Below are 16,432 nucleotides of genomic sequence, written 5' to 3'. Positions count from 1 at the left end.
CATTCAACCGTCACACGGATTTGACACAAACCCCCATGACCAACGCCGATTTCCTGTCTGCCCCGTTTCCCGAACCCGTATCGCTGCCTGATCTGGACACCGATGGTCCGGGCCGGTTCTACAACCGTGAACTCAGTTGGCTGGGCTTTAACTGGCGTGTTCTCGAAGAAGCGGAAAACCCGCGTGTGCCGCTGTTGGAGCGGCTGCGGTTTCTGTCCATCTCGGCGGGCAATCTGGACGAGTTTTACACCGTGCGCGTGGCAGGCCTGCGCGAACTGGCCATCGCGGGCAACACCACGCCCGCCGCTGATGGGCTGAGCCCCGCGGACCAGTTGACGCTGATCAACGATGATGCGCGCGCGTTGATCCACCGCCAGACCAAGGTTCTGAACGCCCTCAAGATCGAGATGGAAGCGGCGGGCATCGACATTCTGACGCTGGATGATCTGACATCGGCTGACATCGTGCATCTCAAGGATGTCTTTCTCAACCAGGTGTTTGCGGTTCTGTCGCCGCTGGCCATCGACCCCGCGCACCCGTTCCCGTTCATTCCGAACATGGGCTATGCGCTGGCGCTGCAACTGGACCGCAAGTCCGACAAGCGGGTCCTGCAGGCGCTGCTGCCGATCCCGGCGCAGATCGACCGCTTTATCGCGCTGCCCGGTGAGGGACAGCGCTTTTTGCCACTCGAGGAATTGTTGGTTCTCAAAATTCCCGACCTGTTTCCGGGCTACCGGCTCAAGGCGCATTTCGGGTTCCGCGTGCTGCGCGACAGCGATCTGGAGGTCGAGGACGAGGCCGAGGACCTCGTGCGCGAGTTCGAAGTCGCGCTGAAGCGTCGCCGCCGGGGGGAAGTGGTCCGGCTGACCCACTCGGCCGGTGCGCCCCGCGCGCTCAAGGCTGTGATCATGGAGGAACTCGGCGTCAGCGACGCGGAAGTCATCGAGATCGACGGCATGATCGGCATGTCCGACATGAGCGAGATGGTCCTCGACAACCGTCCCGACCTGCTGTGGCCCACATTCACACCGCGTGTGCCGGAGCGCGTGAGCGATTTCGAGGGCGACATGTTCGCGGCCATTCGGCAAAAGGACATGCTGCTGCATCACCCCTACGAGACGTTCGACATGGTTGTGCGTTTCCTTCAACAGGCCGCACGCGATCCTCAGGTGGTCGCGATCAAGCAAACGCTCTACCGGACGTCCAAGAACTCGCCCATCGTCGAGGCGTTGTGCGAGGCGGCAGAGGACGGCAAGTCGGTCACGGCACTGGTCGAGCTCAAGGCGCGGTTCGATGAGGCCGCCAATATCCGGCAGTCACGCAGGCTGGAACGGGCCGGTGCGCATGTGGTCTACGGTTTTCTCGACCTCAAGACCCACGCCAAGATCAGCACCGTGGTCCGTCGCGAAGGCAAGAACCTGGTGACGTACACGCACTACGGCACGGGCAATTATCACCCGATCACGGCGCGTATCTACACGGACGTGTCGCTCTTTACCTGCGACGCGAAACTGGGGCGCGATGCCACCAAGGTGTTCAACTACCTGTCGGGTTATGCGCCGCCCGAAGGGCTCGACAACCTCGCCATTTCGCCCATGACGCTGAAATCGAGCCTGCTGGACATGATCGCCGCAGAGGCCGAACACGCGCGCAACGGCAAGCCTGCGGAAATCTGGGCCAAGATGAATTCGCTGATCGACAGCGAGGTGATCGATGCGCTCTATGCCGCCGGACAGGCGGGCGTGCGGATCAGCCTGGTGATCCGTGGCATCTGTGGCCTGCGACCGGGGATCAAGGGGTTCTCCGACAACATCCGCGTCAAATCGATCGTGGGCAGGTTCCTCGAACATTCGCGCATCGTCTGCTTTGGCAACGGCCACGGCTTGCCGTCGAAAAAGGCGCGCGTCTTCATCTCGTCTGCGGATTGGATGGGCCGCAACCTGAACCGCCGGGTTGAAACCCTGATCGAGATCGAAAACCCAACGGTCAAGGCCCAAATCGTGAGCCAGGTCATGGCGGCAAACCTCGCGGATGTGGCCCAAAGCTGGGTTATGGGGCCACAGGGTCAGTTCACCAGACCCGAATGGACCGAAGGCACCTTTGCGTTCAACTGTCACCGCTTCTTTATGGAAAACCCGTCCCTGTCAGGGCGCGGGTCCGCAGGCGCGTCCGATGTGCCCAAACTGACCCACACCGAAGACTGACGGCGCATGTCGATAAAATGCAAAGACAAATCTTGATCCGCCCTTAAACACTGCCCTGTAAGACGCAGGCCAATTGCATCAGTAATGGTATGTGTTCTCTATGAAATCCCTCTTGTTCTGCAGTGCCCTGGGTCTGCTCATGGCCGCCGGCTGCACACAATACAGCGCGCCGGAAACCGCGCAATATGGCAAAGAACGGCTGCAAATTGCGGCACAGATCGAACCGGGCATGTTCGACGGCGAACTGCAACTGTTCTTCAACGGCGAGCGGGTGATCCAACAACGCTCGCAGGCGTTCAGCGGATCGGCTCAGAACTTTGAAGGACGCTGGGAAGGCAAACAGGTCGTCGCACGCGCCACACGGGTCCAGAACTTCATGTCCGCCTATACGCAGATCGACGTGTTCATCAACGGCACACTGGTCGAAACCCTCACCGTCTAAGGGTCGGCGGGTGGGCGCCTTTCGGCGCAGCCGAAACAGAGCCACCCGGCGCCCCTCGCGCATTGACCCGAACGGCACACTGGTCCATCAACGACGGACCACATGTGCCACGGGGGGTCCATGAACGCTTTGACCGATCCGCATCAGGACGGCGGCCTTTTTGGCCGCCCCCTGTTCGAAGACCCATCCGCGCGCGCCTTGTCGCGTGTGGGCGTGGTGGATGTCGGCTCCAACTCGGTCCGACTGGTTGTCTTTGACGGGGCCGCGCGGTCACCCGCCTATTTCTACAACGAAAAAATCATGTGTGCACTTGGCTCCGGGCTGTCGGACACCGGTCACCTGAACCCACAAGGCCGCGTGCGCGCGCTCAACGCGCTGATCCGCTTTCAATGCCTCGCCGAAGGCATGGGCCTGTCCGAACTGTCAGTTGTCGCGACAGCCGCAGTGCGCGATGCCAGCGACGGGGCTGCCTTTTGCGCCGACGTCCTGCGCGAAACCGGTCTGACCGTGCGCACGATTGACGGCCGCGAAGAGGCGCGCCTGTCCGCCCAGGGTGTCCTGCTGGGCTGGCCGGGATCCTACGGGCTTGTCTGCGACATCGGCGGATCTTCGATGGAGCTTGCCGAAATCTCCGGCGGCACGGTCGGGCGGCGCATGACCTCCGACCTGGGCCCCCTCAAATTGCAAGGCCTCAAAGGCGGCAAGAAGGGGCGTAAGGCGCATATCAAGGCCGTCATGGAAACCATGCAGGCCGAAATGGGCACCCAACGGGACCGCCTGTTCCTGGTGGGTGGATCGTGGCGCGCCATCGCTCGTGTGGACATGCACCGCCAAGGATACCCGCTGCACGTCCTGCACGAATACCGCATGTCACCGCGTTCCGTTCAGAAAACCGCAAAATTCATCGCCGAACATCCCGACCACGAAGCGCTGCGCAGCGCCTGCGGCATCTCGTCGACCCGCATGGCGCTGGTCCCGCTGGCCGTCGAAGTCCTGGCCCGTTTGGTCAAGACATTCCGTCCCAAGGACATCGCCGTCTCGAGCTACGGCATCCGCGAAGGCATGCTTTATGAACAGATGCCGCAACGTCTGCGGGACCGGGACCCGTTGATCGAAGCGTGCCGCTTTGCAGAGGCCAAGGACGCGCGCATGCCCGGTTTTGGCAAGCTGCTGTATCAGTTCATCGAGCCGCTGTTCAAATCCGCTCCGTTTGCGCGCAAGCGGCTGATCAAGGCCGCCTGCTTGCTGCACGACGTCAGCTGGCGGGCGCATCCCGACTACCGGGCCGAGGTCTGTTTTGACAACGCCACGCGCGCCAATCTGGGCGGACTGAAACATGCGGAACGGATCTTTCTCGGTCTGGCCCTGCTGCACCGCTATTCCAACAAGCGCGAAGGCACTCATTTCGAGGGGCTCTATGACCTCATCGACGCGCGCACCCAGCGTGAGGCGGAAATCGTCGGCAAAGCGATGCGGTTCGGCGCGATGATGTGGATGGAAAAAGACGCCGAACGCGGGGCTTTCCGCTGGTTTCCGCAAAAGAAAGTGCTGGAATTGCACCTGTCCCCGGACGCCATGCCCCTGTTCGGAGAAGTCGCCGAAGCCCGGCTCAATTCCCTTGCCGCCTCCATGGATGCCAGCGTCAAGGTCAAGCGCCGCCGCCGCTAGGTTTCGATCTCGGCTCCGGGGGGCGACGGGACGGGCGCAGGGTCTGGCGCGGGTTTGCGCCGAATGATGATGTCGCCGTTGTCCAGCATCTCGGGCGGCTCATAGACGCTCCAATCCTGCACATCGTCCAACAGGCCCCGCAATGCCGGCCCCATCTGTTGCGCGAAATCGCGCAAGGCTGGGCCGACATCTTCGGCCATGCCCTGCAAGTCTTCCAATGCCGGTTCCATTTCGCGCAGCAGCCCCTCCATGAGCATCTGCGCGCCGCGTTCCATCAGCGACAGCCCTTGGTCCGGCGTCGCGTCATCCTGCGCAGCGGCAGGTGCGGCAAGGATCAGCAAGAGCGGTATCAAAACACGTTTCATGGGGGATATATGGGGCCTCAGAGGTCGATATCCAAACTGACCGGAAAATGGTCGGACGCCGTGACCAGCGCGTCACGCAACGCGGGTTGCGCCCAACAGTCGGGATCATCCAGCGGATGCCAGATGCGCCAGCGCGGCGCGCGTGCCGCAAGATCCGGCGAGACCATGATGTAATCAAGCAAGGCCTGAAGAAACCGTTGCTCGGGTTTGATCCAGAACCGGGCCGTTGTCGGTGCCGCCCCCAAACGCCGTTGCAGCGCCTGCCGCGCATGTGGATCAAAGAGCGCCTGCCCGCCGGTTCCAAGGATGATCTCAACCGACGAGCGGCCAAACAGGTCCTCGTAGGCATCAAGGCCCGGTCCGTCGTTCAGATCGCCCATCAGCATCAGCGCATCGCCCGCCTCGAGATGTGCGGTGATCCGGGCGCGCAGCCAGATGGCTTGGGCCAGTTGCTTGCGCCGATTGGCAATAGACACGCGCATCACCTCGTCCCGCGTCTTGGCCCCGTGTGGCGCCTTGGATTTCAGGTGCGCACCGATCAGACGCAAGTGGTGGCCTGATGCGGTTTCGACGGCCAGTTCCAGCGGCGGTTTTGAAAACACCACCTCGTCCTGGGTCGCGTCAACATCCAGGTCAATGGCAAAGCGGGTGTCAAAACGCGGCGCATCCGCGTGCGTCTGGGGATCATGGCGCACTGACATGACGTCCGGGTCGTAGAGCAGCGCAATCTCTTGCTGGGTATCGTTCGAAAACCCAAGCACAGCGCGCCGCGCCCGCACACCGGCATGGGCGGCAAAGGTCTCGAGCGCGGTGACCGTGTTGCGATGTCGGCCATCGTCAGGCCCTTCGATGATCATCACCGCATCCGCGTCCAGCGCCTGAAACACGGTGGTCACGGCCTGTATCTGTTCCGCCCGCGTCACGCCGTGGCGCGCCGATCGCGCGCCGTCAGGCAACAGCGCGCCGTGATCGTCAAACAGGTTGTTCATCCACTCGATATTGTAAGTGGCCAACCGCATCAGCCGCGTTCGCTCTGGATGTCTTCCCACGCGCGATTGATGTCGATCATCCGCTTTTCGGCCAGACGCACAGCCTCTTCGGGAACGCCGCGCGCCATCATTGCGTCGGGGTGGTTTTCGCGCACCAGCTTGCGCCAGGCGGTGCGGATGTCCGCCAGATCCATATCCGATGCCACACCCAGAACGCTGTAGGGATCGGGCACCGCGTCCGGTACAAACCGCGCCCGCAACGCTTTGAAATCACTGTCGGAAATCGCAAAGATATGCGAGACTTCTTCCAGAAATGCGTCTTCGTTCGGGTGATAAAACCCGTCCGCCATCGCGATATGAAACAACCCCTCAAGCAGGTCCGTCAACGTCTCGGGCTGGCTGGCGAACATGGCGTGGATGCGGGTGGCGTAGTCCTCGAAACCCGCAACGTCAGTGCGCGCCAGGTTGAACACACGCGCGGCACCCGCCTCGTCCTTTGCGGCGATGTGGAACACCTCGCGAAAGGCGGTGACCTCGTCGCGCGTCACATGTCCGTCGGCCTTGGCCATCTTGGCCCCCAGCGCGATCACGGCAATGGCAAAGGCCACGCTGCGCTCGGGCGGGGCGCGCAGTTTGTCAAATACTGCGGCCAACCCCTCGCCAGAGGACAGCGCCGCGAGGGCGTCAGATATGCGGGACCAAAGGCTCATACGCGCAGCCTATACCCGATCAGCGGGCAACGCATCACCATCATGCACCCCGGTCAGCACCTTTTGCATGAGGATCAGGTCGAGCCACCGGCCAGATTTGCGCCCGACCTGGGGCATGTGCGCCACCATCTGAAACCCCAGTGCCGCGTGAAAGGCGACCGCAGGGGGATTTTCACCGCTGATGGCGGCCACCATCACGCGGTGTCCGGCGGCCTGCGCCTCGGTGATCAGGCCCTGCATCAGCGCGGTGCCGATGCCCTGACCACGCGCCGCCCGCGACAATAGAACAGTGTGCTCTACAGTTGCGGCATAGCCGGGACCGGACCGAAACGGGCCAAAGGTTGCAAACCCCGCCTGGGTGTCGGCCACCAACACGGTCTGTTCCGCGATCATCTCGGCCACGGCGTCCGGCGTTTTGGGGACGGTGGTAAAAGTGACAAGCGTGTCTGCGATGATGCCGTTCCAGATGTCCGCGATCCAGCTTGCGTCCGCAGCAACGGCGGGACGTATCACAGCGCCCGCTCCCCGTGCGGAGTATCAAACACAGCGTGCAAAGCGGGGGTATCACCGGTCTCAACGGCAACGCGGTCATCGGTCAGGTGGTGATACAAGGCCCGAGACATCTCGGTGCCGCGCGGATGCACAATCGTGAACCGTCTGAGGCGCACACCCGTCGGTGTCAACAGGCCCGCAGGATGCACACCCTCGGGCCATTCGATCAAGGCGGGCCACAGGTTGTCGAACGGCGTGGTCCCCGCCTCTGACACGGCCATACGCCAATTCAGGTCGCCGCGTCGCACCTCGACCGGCGCTCCAACACCCTCGGGCATATCGGCCAACGCCTGATCCATGTCCCGCACTGCGCAGGCCCAATTGGACAGCCGCGCAGGGCCCGAAAACCGGTCCAGGTCATACCACCGCGGACGCACCGGGGCAGGCACGGCCGGATTGGGTGCAATCGCCTCAAGGTACAAACAATCCTCGAGCGCCATGAGCGCATTGTGGGTTTGAAACACCTCATGCGCACCGCCGGTCTGCATCGCCACGCCAAGCGCATCTTCAACACAGGCACGCGCCGCATCAAGGTCAGATCCCCCAACGACAAGGTGGTCAAAAATCATAAACGGCTCCTGCTCATGCGGTCCAATGAGGGAATACAACCAGTCCGGGAAGGTATCGCAAAACGACCCAGGATTGAGAACCCCGGCCCCATGGAAAGCACATTTAATTCACCCGAAACACCCGTTGACCGTCAAAAATGTTGACAGGTACGCCGGCGCTCTCGCAAGATGTAGGTGTTTTTACTTATTGATTACAAAGCTTAACTCCACTCAAAAGAACACAAGGTCTCAATACCTTGGCACGCTGCACGAAAGGCACGCCTCATGAAAAAAATCTTGAAACTCACAACATCTCTGGTTGTCGCGGCCACAGCCGCCGCCTCGCTCAGCTTTGCACCGCAGAAAGCGCATGCGCAGGCTGAACCGCTCCTTGGCCAGATTTCTCATTTCGGCTTCAACTTTTGCCCTCGCGGATGGGCATACACCAATGGCGCTTTGCTGCCCATCGCTCAGAACAGCGCCCTGTTCTCGTTGCTGGGAACGATCTACGGCGGTGATGGACGGACGACATTCGCTCTGCCCGACACACGGGGCCGGATGATGTTCAACCTGGGCTCAGGCCCAGGCCTGCCGACCTATCAGATCGGCCAACGTGGTGGAACGTTTACGAAAACGCTGTTCGCCAGCGAGCTGCCCGCACACAATCACCCGGCGTTTGCTGTGAACAAAAACACGTCCGCTGGCGGTGGCTATGCGGATGCGGCCGGACCTGGTGGCGACACTTTGGCGACGCCTGACTTCAACGATCCGAACAACAGCAACCCGGACATCAACATCTATTCGAACCTGTCTCCGAATGTGGCAATGCATCCGAACATGATCGGTAACAACTCAACAGCCAACTTGGCGTTCTCGATCCAGAACCCGTTTGTGACCGTCAGCACCTGTATCGCGCTGCAAGGGATTTTCCCCTCGCGCAACTGATCAGGCGTCACGCAAAAAGAGAAAGGCCGCCAACTCTGGCGGCCTTTTTTGTTGCTGTCAGGTTGACGGACGCAGGATGTTCAGGATGTCCTGTGCTGCATCCGGGATGTTGGTGCCCGGTCCAAAGATTGCTTTGACGCCTGCATCATAGAGGAACTGGTAGTCCTGCTGCGGGATGACCCCGCCGCAGATGACGATGATATCGTCGGCACCCGCATCCTTGAGGGCCTGAACCAGTTGCGGGGCCAGTGTCTTGTGACCGGCGGCCTGTGACGAGATGCCAACCACGTGCACATCGTTGTCGACCGCGTCCTGCGCCGCTTCGGCTGGCGTCTGAAACAGCGGCCCGACATCCACGTCAAAGCCGATGTCGGCAAAGGCTGTCGCAATCACCTTGGCCCCGCGATCGTGCCCGTCCTGGCCCATCTTGACGACCAACATGCGCGGGCGTCGCCCTTCGGCTTCGGCAAAGGCCTCGACCGATTTCTGGATCGCGGCAAAGCCTTCGTCGCCCTCATATGCCGCACCGTACACACCGGCCAGGGTCTTGACCTCGGCGCGGTGACGCCCAAACACCTTTTCCATCGCCATACTGATTTCTCCCACCGACGCACGTGCGCGGGCCGCCTCGACAGCCGCTGCCAAAAGATTGCCATCCGCCTGCGCGGTCGCGCTGAGCGCATCCAGCGCCGCCTGACACGCATCCTCGTCACGGTCGGCGCGAATACGGTCGAGGCGCGCAATTTGCGCGTCCCGCACGGCCGCATTGTCGATGTCGAGGATGTCGATCTCGTCCTCTTTCTCGAGGCGGAACTTGTTGACGCCGACGATCACCTCGTCGCCCTTGTCGATCAGCGCCTGACGGGTGGCCGCCGCCTCTTCGATGCGCAGCTTGGGCATGCCGGAGGCCACGGCCTTGGTCATGCCGCCCATTTCCTCGACCTCTTCGATGAGTTTCCAGGCTTCCTCGGCCAGATCATGAGTCAGTTTTTCGACGTAGTAGGAGCCTGCCAGCGGGTCGACCACGTTGGTCACGCCGGTCTCGTTTTGCAGGATCAGCTGCGTGTTGCGCGCGATGCGGCTCGAGAACTGCGTGGGCAGCGCGATGGCCTCGTCAAAGGAGTTGGTGTGCAACGATTGTGTGCCGCCCAGCACCGCGCTCATCGCCTCGAACGCGGTGCGCACGACGTTGTTGTAGGGGTCTTGTTCCTGCAAGCTGACGCCAGAGGTTTGGCAATGGGTGCGCAGCATCGAGGATTTGGGGTTCTTGGGCTCGAACTCCGCCATGATGCGGTGCCACAACAGGCGTGCGGCGCGCAGTTTGGCTGCCTCCATAAAAAAGTTCATGCCGATGGCGAAAAAGAAGCTGAGCCGCCCGGCAAAGGCGTCCACATCCATGCCCCGCGCAATCGCCGCGCGCACGTATTCGCGCCCGTCAGCGAGGGTGAATGCCAGCTCCTGCACCAAGTTCGCGCCGGCCTCTTGCATGTGGTAGCCCGAGATGCTGATCGAGTTGAACTTGGGCATATCGGCGCTGGTGTATTCGATGATGTCCGCAATGATCCGCATCGAGGGTTCGGGCGGGTAGATATAGGTGTTGCGCACCATGAACTCTTTGAGGATGTCGTTCTGGATGGTGCCGGACAGCTTGGCCTTGTCCACGCCCTGTTCCTCACCTGCGACGATGAAGTTGGCGAGGATCGGGATCACCGCGCCGTTCATCGTCATGGACACGCTGACTTTGTCCAATGGAATACCGTCAAAGAGGATTTTCATGTCCTCGACACTATCGATGGCCACGCCCGCCTTGCCGACATCGCCCTGCACACGCTCGTGATCGCTGTCATAGCCACGGTGGGTGGCCAGGTCGAACGCGACCGACACGCCCTGCTGGCCGGCATCCAGCGCCCGGCGGTAGAATGCGTTGGATTCCTCGGCGGTTGAAAAACCAGCATATTGGCGGATCGTCCACGGGCGGCCCGCGTACATCGTCGCCTTGACCCCACGGGTGAACGGCGCTTCGCCCGGCACAGTGCCCAGATGATCGACACCGTCCAGATCCTCCGCCGTATAGACGGGGGCCACGTCGATGCCCTCCAGCGTCTTCCATGTCAGGTCGTCGACCGGCCTGCCGCGCAGTTCAGCTTCCGCGCGGTTCCGCCATGCGTCTTTCTTGCTTGTCATGTGGTGGGTGTCCTCTTGTCCGTGGGCCATATGGCGGGGTTTGCCCCGCGCGTGCATGGTCCAAATCCTCTGTCAGGTTTGCCAATCCATCTGCTCCGGCCACGAGCCACAGCATGTCATCGGCATAGGCCTCGCGCAGCATCGCGCGGGCCGAGATATCGAAGGGTGTCCAACGGCCAGTGCCGCGTGCGATCTGTTCAGGGTCTTCGCCGCGGTCCATCAGAATACTGCGCAAAGCGTCCGGGCCGGGGGCCTTGTTCAGGCGGTCGGGCGTCCGGTCCACCGGGACGGACACGCCCGTGCCGATGGCGAGCATTGTGTCAGGGCGGGCCGCAGATGTCTCGAACGGGGCCACAACGATACGCGCACCCGGTGCCGCGCAGGCGACATCCTGCACCACGTCCCGCCATGTCCGCGCGCCCATGGCAATCTGCATCGCACCATGTGCATCAGGCACCCCGTGACCACGCGACACGCCATAAGCGGCGGTGGACGCCCAGAAATGATCCAGCGCGCGCACGGACAGGATCACCGTGTCGATACGCCCGTCAAAGGCACCGACATAACGCGCCAGCCGTTCGCCCACATCCGGGTAAAGCGCACGTGCCCGCAGGTTGCGACGCACCGAACCCATCATGTTTTCGTCGCTGACCACCAGCGTGCCGACACCGTTTTGCGCCGCGCGATCCATCTGTAGCAGGATGCGGCCCCGCGCCCGCTGCGCCGCAGTTGCGCCCAGACCGGGCACGGGTTGTATCCCGGCAAAGAGCCCCTTGCGCGTCCGGGCGGGTCCCCAAAACCCAATGCCCTGCCCCTGCAAGCCCGCCGCCTCGCGGCGCATATACATCTGAAAACTGGTGGTGCCGGTGCGGTGCGCCCCGATGTGCAAAATGACCTTCATCCCTGCCTTTCTGGCGAAGCCGCCCATTGTGTTCGCGCCGGAGGCTCGCACAGCAGGGCTTGCAGAGGGATTAAAGCTAAAATTGATGTCACTGCCCGTCGCAATCGCAAAAAAAGCCGCTACATTGATCCCAACAGGAGACCATATGAAACACGTACTACCTATTGTTTTCGCGGGACTTTTGGGGGGTTCGCTTGCAGCCGCCGAAGGCGACACAACGGCCCCAAGCACCATTTTCCTGGAACAAGATGTGTCAGATTTGAGTGAATTCGTCTGGGAAAAGCGCCCAATCATCGTCTTTGCAGACAGCCCGAACGACCCCAGCTTTTCGCAGCAAATGGACTTGCTGGCAGACCGCGCCGCCGAACTGGCAGAGCGGGACGTGGTCGTTTTGACGGACACCGACCCGTCGGCCAATTCTGACCTGCGCCTGAAACTACGGCCACGCGGCTTTATGTTGGTGCTCATCGGCAAAGATGGCGGCGTGAAGCTGCGCAAACCGTTTCCATGGGACGTCCGCGAGTTGAGCCGGACCATCGACAAAATGCCAATGCGGCAACGCGAAATCCGCGAACGCCGCGACGGGAAGGGCTGACCGCGCGGCACAGGCACGCCTTGCGGCGCCACCTTTGCCCGCGTCACACATATTCCCGCCGCAAACGTCACTCGAATTCCATGATCACATCGTCGACGGCCAGGCTGTCACCCGCACCGGCGTTGATCTTGGACACCACGCCCTTTTTCTCGGCGCGCAGGATGTTCTCCATCTTCATCGCTTCGATGGTGCAGAGCGCCTGGCCCTCTTGCACATCGTCGCCTTCGGAAACGTCGATTTTCACGACCAGACCCGGCATCGGGCAAAGCAGCATCTTGGACGTGTCCGGCGGCGTCTTTTCGGGCATCAGGCGGGCCAGTTCGGCCTGACGCGGGGTGCGCACATGCACCTTGGTGTCTGCCCCGCGGGTGCGGATGCGGAAGCCGCCCGATATCTTGCCGACCTTGAGCACCAGCGGCGCACCATCGACCGTCATCTCGGCCAGTTGATCGCCGGGCGTCCAAGCCCCTGACACGCGCAGCGCGCGGTCGTCGCCGAAATGCACGGTTGCGCCGTCGTGGTCGGCGTCAATTGTCACATCAAAGGATTGCCCCTGCACCGTGACATTCCAATCGGTGCCAACCTTCCGTTCGTGGTTGTCCATGCGGCCCGACACACGGGCGCGGCGAATTTCCGCAACGCGGTGCATCGCGGCACAGGCCGCCGCCACACGGGCCAGTTCGCCATCGGCCAGCGTCACCCCTTCGAAACCGTCGGGATATTCTTCTTCGATAAAGGCGGTGGTCATATCACCGCTTACGAATTTCGGGTGATCCATGACCGCGCTGAGGAATGGCAGGTTGTGACCAATGCCCTCGACCTCAAAACTGTCGAGTGCTACGCGCATCGCCTCGATTGCCGTGGCGCGGTCGGGGCCCCATGTGCACAGCTTCGCGATCATTGGGTCGTAATACATGCTGATCTCGCCGCCCTCGTAGACGCCGGTGTCGTTGCGCACCACGATGTCGTCGGGCACGACGCCGGGGGTATAGCTGGCCGTCTCGGCGGGGGGGCGATAGCGGGTCAGACGCCCAATGGACGGCAGGAACCCGCGATATGGGTCCTCGGCATAAAGCCGGTTTTCGATGGCCCAGCCGTTCAGTTTCACATCGTCCTGGGTGATGCTCAGCGGCTCACCGGCGGCGACGCGGATCATCTGTTCCACAAGGTCCACGCCGGTGATCAGCTCGGTCACCGGGTGTTCCACCTGAAGGCGCGTGTTCATCTCGAGGAAGTAGAAATTCTTGTCCCCGTCCACAATGAATTCAACCGTGCCCGCGCTGGCATAGCCCACGGCCTTGGCCAGAGCGACGGACTGTTCGCCCATGGCGCGGCGCGTGGCCTCGTCCAGGAACGGGCTGGGGGCCTCTTCGACGACCTTCTGGTTGCGGCGCTGGATCGAACATTCGCGTTCGCCCAGATAGATGCCGTTGCCATGGGTGTCACACAGCACCTGGATCTCGATGTGGCGCGGCTGGGTCACGAATTTTTCGATGAAAATCCGGTCGTCGCCAAAGGAATTGGCCGCCTCGTTCTTGGAACTTTGAAACCCTTCGCGCGCCTCGGCGTCGTTCCACGCGATGCGCATGCCCTTGCCGCCGCCACCGGCAGAGGCCTTGAGCATTACCGGATAGCCGATCTCGTTCGAGATCTTGACCGCCTCGTCCGCGTCCTCGATCAGCCCCATATAGCCGGGCACGGTGGACACATTGGCTTCTTGGGCGATTTTCTTGGACGTGATCTTGTCGCCCATGCTCTCGATCGCGCCCTTGGGCGGGCCGACAAAGGCGACACCGGCGGCGTCCAACGCTTCGGCAAACTTGGCGTTTTCGGACAGAAAGCCATAACCGGGGTGTACGGCTTCCGCGCCGCTGGACTTGATCGCCTCCATCACCTTGTCGATGACGATATAGGACTGGTTGGCAGGGGGCGGGCCGATGTGCACCGCCTCATCAGCCATTTGCACATGCAACGCCTTGGCGTCCGCATCCGAATAAATCGCAACGGTGGGTATCCCCATCTTGCGCGCGGTCTTGATCACACGGCAGGCAATTTCGCCCCGGTTGGCAATCAGCAGTTTCTTGAACATGGGGCCTCACTTGGTTGAGTCGTCAGACGCAAAACGCCGCTGCACCCGAGGGCGCAACGGCGTTGCAATGAATTGGGGGCCCGGATGTCCGGGCCGAATGTCAGATCAGCAGTTTGCGATGTCGAGTTCGCAGGCCAGCACGTTGCCAGCCGCCCCGACCGCAGCACCTGTGATGACGCTGCCGCTTGTGACTGCGGCGGCACCTGCACCAACCGCGCCACCGATGACGGCCTGTTCACCCACCGTGTCGCCACAGGCCGCGAGGCCAAGCATGACAACGGTCGCGCTGATAAGTGTCTTTTTCCGCATGACTGATCTCCTGAATGTGTCACGTTTGTCTTGCGAACAACGCATTCAAAGATCAATGGTTCCATCCGTCCGCCCGCAGGCTGCGCAATCGGTCGCCGAAATGGGGACCAACCGGCGCAGCCTTGCCGACGATCAGTTGCAGCGCGCGCCGTCGTAGATCTGGCAATAGGCGATGCCACCGACCGCACCGACCACCGCGCCGGTGCCCACGTCGCCGTTGAACAGCGCCGTGCCTGCCGCGCCGACAACCGCGCCTGACAGGGCCTGCTCGCCGATGGTGTCGCCGCATGCGGCCAGTCCGAGGGTGGCTGCAAGCGCCACAGATGCAAATTTGAGAGACATGTGTTTGGGTCCTTTCTGTTCTCTGCAGAACAGTTGGGAACCGGTTGTTCCAAAACCAAGGGGGGGACCCTGCAACATACATTCGCAATCGCGTGACGCGCTGAAACAAACGCCGCAGGCTGTTGGCTTGCAACAAAAAAATTGGTGAGCAGCGATGCGCCTTGCGACACATGCTGCCCACCAGGGGAAGGGGTACGGAAATGGTACACAGCGGCGGTGTAAACCTGGGGAACCGCCGCCATGGACTGACGCTCGCACAGATCTGTCGGTGCTGCATAGGGCCGCATCATGCGACGCGAAAAATGAGCCGACATTCGCCAAATCCGGGAATCCGTTGGCAGGTTTGCGCCGAAAGCTGTGGCCATCATGCCTCCCATCCGTCCGCAAAGGCATCGGGAAAGGACGCGCGCGCCACGGCTTCGTCAATGACCAGCAGCGCCTCGTAATCGGCGGGGTCAAAGGGATCAGTGGCGGGCTTGACCTCGCGCTCGAACAGCCAGGACAAGCGCCCGGCATCCAGATTGCCACGCTCAAAAGGTGCGTCACCGAATTGCGCCCACAAGGCCGCCATAAAAGCGGCATCCGCACGTTTGTCGGGCGGGCGGCGATCGGCAAAACGCTCCCGACGAGTCAACGGCGTGACACCTTTGGGGTTTGGCCTGCGAATGGTGAATTGGAAATCTGTTCCGGTCAAACGACCCGGAAAACCGCGATGTTTCAGCATGCGCTGCCCCCCGCGGATGGGGGTGTCAGGACGGGCCTTGCGGCCCGCCCTGTCGAATTATTTGAACTTGCCCGTGTGGACAGGCTCTTGGCTGATGGGCTCGGGCTCAACAACCACGAACTCTTCGTTGTTGTTGTTGCGGCCGCACGCGGCAACCAGAACCATGAGGCTAACCATGCCCAATACTTTGATGCTCTTCGACATCTGTCTCTCCTGTAGTCAACAAATTGACGCACGTCACCGCACGCCCGCTGCGAGGTAAGGCGGTCTTGGGGACCCCTCGGCGACCGTATACGTGATTTCAGCGCCAAAAGAAACGGCACAGCAAAGGCTTGCGCGGGTTGTGGCCGCAAAGCATCAGCGGCCCATCCCGCATGAATGGCATCAACAGGCATTAGAGCAGCTCCCAGACGCAAGCGTCGTTCTCAATTCTGAACACTTCGATGAATTGCGTGGCGTCCGGGTCTGCCTGACCAAATGGTACGGCACGGTCCATCAGAGTGATGGCAATCACGTCAGCCGCCAGCGCATGTTCCAGCAGATAGGGACGCGCAACGGCATCGCACAGATGGGCAAAGTCGTCCTCGGCATCGCTGTAGGTCACCGTGCCGGAATGCCGCGAGATTTGCGGTGCCAGAAAGCGGAACCGCAGCCACGCCTCACCGCTCACATCGTCAATCAGCACTTCGGTCAGGGACAGATCCTGGCCCGAGGGCACGTTCTGGGCTGTCGCGGGGATGGCACAGAAAACGACGGCCAGCGTAGCGCAACCCCGGACCCATTCCTGTCGCCAGGTCCGAGCTCCTCCCTCCGGGGTTGCTGTGCGCGCGGTGATAGTCCGTCGCACTGTTCTACGCGGCGTAAT

18 protein-coding genes are annotated in these 16,432 nt (G+C 61.8%); 5 read left to right on the top strand and 13 right to left on the bottom strand.

The window, feature by feature from the left end:
* Positions 1 to 35: 35 nt before the first annotated feature.
* The 3 genes from Q0936_RS11785 (at position 36) to Q0936_RS11775 (ending at position 4,314) form a co-directional block, all read left to right on the top strand.
* The gene (locus Q0936_RS11785; protein ID WP_299297346.1) at positions 36 to 2,204 is read left to right on the top strand and encodes an RNA degradosome polyphosphate kinase; all 2,169 of its coding nucleotides are present in this window, start codon (positions 36 to 38) and stop codon (positions 2,202 to 2,204) included.
* A 139-nt stretch (positions 2,205 to 2,343) separates the two neighbouring features.
* Positions 2,344 to 2,646 (top strand): hypothetical protein, encoded by a 303-nt coding sequence (locus Q0936_RS11780; RefSeq protein ID WP_299378133.1) that lies wholly within the window; start codon positions 2,344 to 2,346, stop codon positions 2,644 to 2,646.
* A gap of 120 nt (positions 2,647 to 2,766) precedes the next feature.
* Positions 2,767 to 4,314 carry a Ppx/GppA family phosphatase gene (locus tag Q0936_RS11775; RefSeq protein ID WP_299144684.1) on the top strand — a complete coding sequence of 516 codons (1,548 nt, stop codon included), beginning with the start codon at positions 2,767 to 2,769 and terminating at the stop codon, positions 4,312 to 4,314.
* Here Q0936_RS11775 and Q0936_RS11770 read toward each other — a convergent pair.
* Genes Q0936_RS11770 through Q0936_RS11750 form a run of 5 tightly spaced genes read right to left on the bottom strand, consistent with a single transcriptional unit; the run spans position 4,311 to position 7,499 of the window.
* Positions 4,311 to 4,679, bottom strand: a complete 369-nt coding sequence (locus tag Q0936_RS11770; RefSeq protein WP_299297344.1) for a hypothetical protein — start codon at positions 4,677 to 4,679, stop codon at positions 4,311 to 4,313. The genes Q0936_RS11775 and Q0936_RS11770 overlap by 4 nt on opposite strands.
* 17 nt (positions 4,680 to 4,696) lie before the next feature.
* Positions 4,697 to 5,698, bottom strand: a complete 1,002-nt coding sequence (locus Q0936_RS11765) for an endonuclease/exonuclease/phosphatase family protein (protein ID WP_299297342.1) — start codon at positions 5,696 to 5,698, stop codon at positions 4,697 to 4,699.
* On the bottom strand, positions 5,698 to 6,378 hold the full coding sequence (locus Q0936_RS11760) for a molecular chaperone DjiA (RefSeq protein ID WP_299144675.1): 681 nt from the start codon (positions 6,376 to 6,378) through the stop codon (positions 5,698 to 5,700). Before Q0936_RS11760 ends, Q0936_RS11765 begins: the two co-directional genes overlap by 1 nt.
* 9 nt (positions 6,379 to 6,387) lie before the next feature.
* On the bottom strand, positions 6,388 to 6,891 hold the full coding sequence (locus Q0936_RS11755) for a GNAT family N-acetyltransferase (RefSeq protein WP_299297341.1): 504 nt from the start codon (positions 6,889 to 6,891) through the stop codon (positions 6,388 to 6,390).
* Complete coding sequence (locus tag Q0936_RS11750; RefSeq protein ID WP_299297340.1) at positions 6,888 to 7,499, bottom strand: VOC family protein; 612 nt, start codon at positions 7,497 to 7,499, stop codon at positions 6,888 to 6,890. Before Q0936_RS11750 ends, Q0936_RS11755 begins: the two co-directional genes overlap by 4 nt.
* A gap of 264 nt (positions 7,500 to 7,763) precedes the next feature.
* Here Q0936_RS11750 and Q0936_RS11745 point away from each other — a divergent pair, with 264 nt between their 5' ends.
* The gene (locus tag Q0936_RS11745; RefSeq protein WP_299297339.1) at positions 7,764 to 8,423 is read left to right on the top strand and encodes a tail fiber protein; all 660 of its coding nucleotides are present in this window, start codon (positions 7,764 to 7,766) and stop codon (positions 8,421 to 8,423) included.
* 57 nt (positions 8,424 to 8,480) lie between these two features.
* Here Q0936_RS11745 and scpA read toward each other — a convergent pair whose 3' ends face one another.
* Both scpA and Q0936_RS11735 read right to left on the bottom strand, forming a co-directional pair.
* Positions 8,481 to 10,607, bottom strand: coding sequence for a methylmalonyl-CoA mutase (gene scpA, locus Q0936_RS11740; RefSeq protein WP_299297338.1), 2,127 nt, complete (start codon positions 10,605 to 10,607; stop codon positions 8,481 to 8,483).
* Entirely contained in the window at positions 10,564 to 11,508 is a 945-nt protein-coding gene (locus Q0936_RS11735) for a hypothetical protein (RefSeq protein ID WP_299378129.1), read from the bottom strand. The genes scpA and Q0936_RS11735 overlap by 44 nt, the downstream gene beginning before the upstream one ends.
* Between Q0936_RS11735 and Q0936_RS11730 the strand changes: the two genes are divergently transcribed.
* A complete protein-coding gene (locus Q0936_RS11730) occupies positions 11,498 to 12,103 on the top strand; it encodes a DUF4174 domain-containing protein (RefSeq protein ID WP_366864887.1) in 606 nt (201 codons plus the stop codon). The genes Q0936_RS11735 and Q0936_RS11730 overlap by 11 nt on opposite strands.
* Before the next feature lie 67 nt (positions 12,104 to 12,170).
* Here Q0936_RS11730 and Q0936_RS11725 read toward each other — a convergent pair whose 3' ends face one another.
* The 6 genes from Q0936_RS11725 to Q0936_RS11700 all read right to left on the bottom strand — a co-directional run bounded on the left by Q0936_RS11725 (position 12,171) and on the right by Q0936_RS11700 (position 16,285).
* Complete coding sequence (locus tag Q0936_RS11725) at positions 12,171 to 14,192, bottom strand: acetyl/propionyl/methylcrotonyl-CoA carboxylase subunit alpha (RefSeq protein WP_299292792.1); 2,022 nt, start codon at positions 14,190 to 14,192, stop codon at positions 12,171 to 12,173.
* Between the two features lie 105 nt (positions 14,193 to 14,297).
* Positions 14,298 to 14,501 (bottom strand): hypothetical protein, encoded by a 204-nt coding sequence (locus Q0936_RS11720; protein WP_299144650.1) that lies wholly within the window; start codon positions 14,499 to 14,501, stop codon positions 14,298 to 14,300.
* Between the two features lie 132 nt (positions 14,502 to 14,633).
* Positions 14,634 to 14,843 carry a hypothetical protein gene (locus Q0936_RS11715; RefSeq protein ID WP_299292790.1) on the bottom strand — a complete coding sequence of 70 codons (210 nt, stop codon included), beginning with the start codon at positions 14,841 to 14,843 and terminating at the stop codon, positions 14,634 to 14,636.
* A gap of 364 nt (positions 14,844 to 15,207) precedes the next feature.
* Positions 15,208 to 15,567 (bottom strand): hypothetical protein, encoded by a 360-nt coding sequence (locus Q0936_RS11710; protein ID WP_299292788.1) that lies wholly within the window; start codon positions 15,565 to 15,567, stop codon positions 15,208 to 15,210.
* A gap of 57 nt (positions 15,568 to 15,624) precedes the next feature.
* Complete coding sequence (locus Q0936_RS11705) at positions 15,625 to 15,771, bottom strand: hypothetical protein (RefSeq protein WP_299144642.1); 147 nt, start codon at positions 15,769 to 15,771, stop codon at positions 15,625 to 15,627.
* 190 nt (positions 15,772 to 15,961) lie between these two features.
* Positions 15,962 to 16,285 (bottom strand): DUF6497 family protein, encoded by a 324-nt coding sequence (locus Q0936_RS11700; protein WP_363323268.1) that lies wholly within the window; start codon positions 16,283 to 16,285, stop codon positions 15,962 to 15,964.
* Positions 16,286 to 16,432 lie beyond the last annotated feature (147 nt).

The organism is uncultured Tateyamaria sp. (assembly GCF_947488715.1).
Lineage (GTDB): Bacteria > Pseudomonadota > Alphaproteobacteria > Rhodobacterales > Rhodobacteraceae > Tateyamaria.
Note: the sequence above shows the minus strand (reverse complement) of the source record. Positions and strands in the feature narration are given on the sequence as shown.

Coding starts and splice junctions, on each gene's coding strand:
- Q0936_RS11710 (WP_299292788.1), bottom strand. CDS start 15,567: ATGCTGAAACATCGCGGTTTTCCGGGTCGTTTGACCGGAACAGATTTC.
- Q0936_RS11720 (WP_299144650.1), bottom strand. CDS start 14,501: ATGCGGAAAAAGACACTTATCAGCGCGACCGTTGTCATGCTTGGCCTC.
- Q0936_RS11750 (WP_299297340.1), bottom strand. CDS start 7,499: ATGATTTTTGACCACCTTGTCGTTGGGGGATCTGACCTTGATGCGGCG.
- Q0936_RS11785 (WP_299297346.1), top strand. CDS start 36: ATGACCAACGCCGATTTCCTGTCTGCCCCGTTTCCCGAACCCGTATCG.
- Q0936_RS11730 (WP_366864887.1), top strand. CDS start 11,498: ATGACCTTCATCCCTGCCTTTCTGGCGAAGCCGCCCATTGTGTTCGCG.
- Q0936_RS11725 (WP_299292792.1), bottom strand. CDS start 14,192: ATGTTCAAGAAACTGCTGATTGCCAACCGGGGCGAAATTGCCTGCCGT.
- scpA (WP_299297338.1), bottom strand. CDS start 10,607: ATGACAAGCAAGAAAGACGCATGGCGGAACCGCGCGGAAGCTGAACTG.
- Q0936_RS11780 (WP_299378133.1), top strand. CDS start 2,344: ATGGCCGCCGGCTGCACACAATACAGCGCGCCGGAAACCGCGCAATAT.
- Q0936_RS11770 (WP_299297344.1), bottom strand. CDS start 4,679: ATGAAACGTGTTTTGATACCGCTCTTGCTGATCCTTGCCGCACCTGCC.
- Q0936_RS11775 (WP_299144684.1), top strand. CDS start 2,767: ATGAACGCTTTGACCGATCCGCATCAGGACGGCGGCCTTTTTGGCCGC.
- Q0936_RS11715 (WP_299292790.1), bottom strand. CDS start 14,843: ATGTCTCTCAAATTTGCATCTGTGGCGCTTGCAGCCACCCTCGGACTG.
- Q0936_RS11765 (WP_299297342.1), bottom strand. CDS start 5,698: ATGCGGTTGGCCACTTACAATATCGAGTGGATGAACAACCTGTTTGAC.
- Q0936_RS11735 (WP_299378129.1), bottom strand. CDS start 11,508: ATGAAGGTCATTTTGCACATCGGGGCGCACCGCACCGGCACCACCAGT.
- Q0936_RS11745 (WP_299297339.1), top strand. CDS start 7,764: ATGAAAAAAATCTTGAAACTCACAACATCTCTGGTTGTCGCGGCCACA.
- Q0936_RS11760 (WP_299144675.1), bottom strand. CDS start 6,378: ATGAGCCTTTGGTCCCGCATATCTGACGCCCTCGCGGCGCTGTCCTCT.
- Q0936_RS11705 (WP_299144642.1), bottom strand. CDS start 15,771: ATGTCGAAGAGCATCAAAGTATTGGGCATGGTTAGCCTCATGGTTCTG.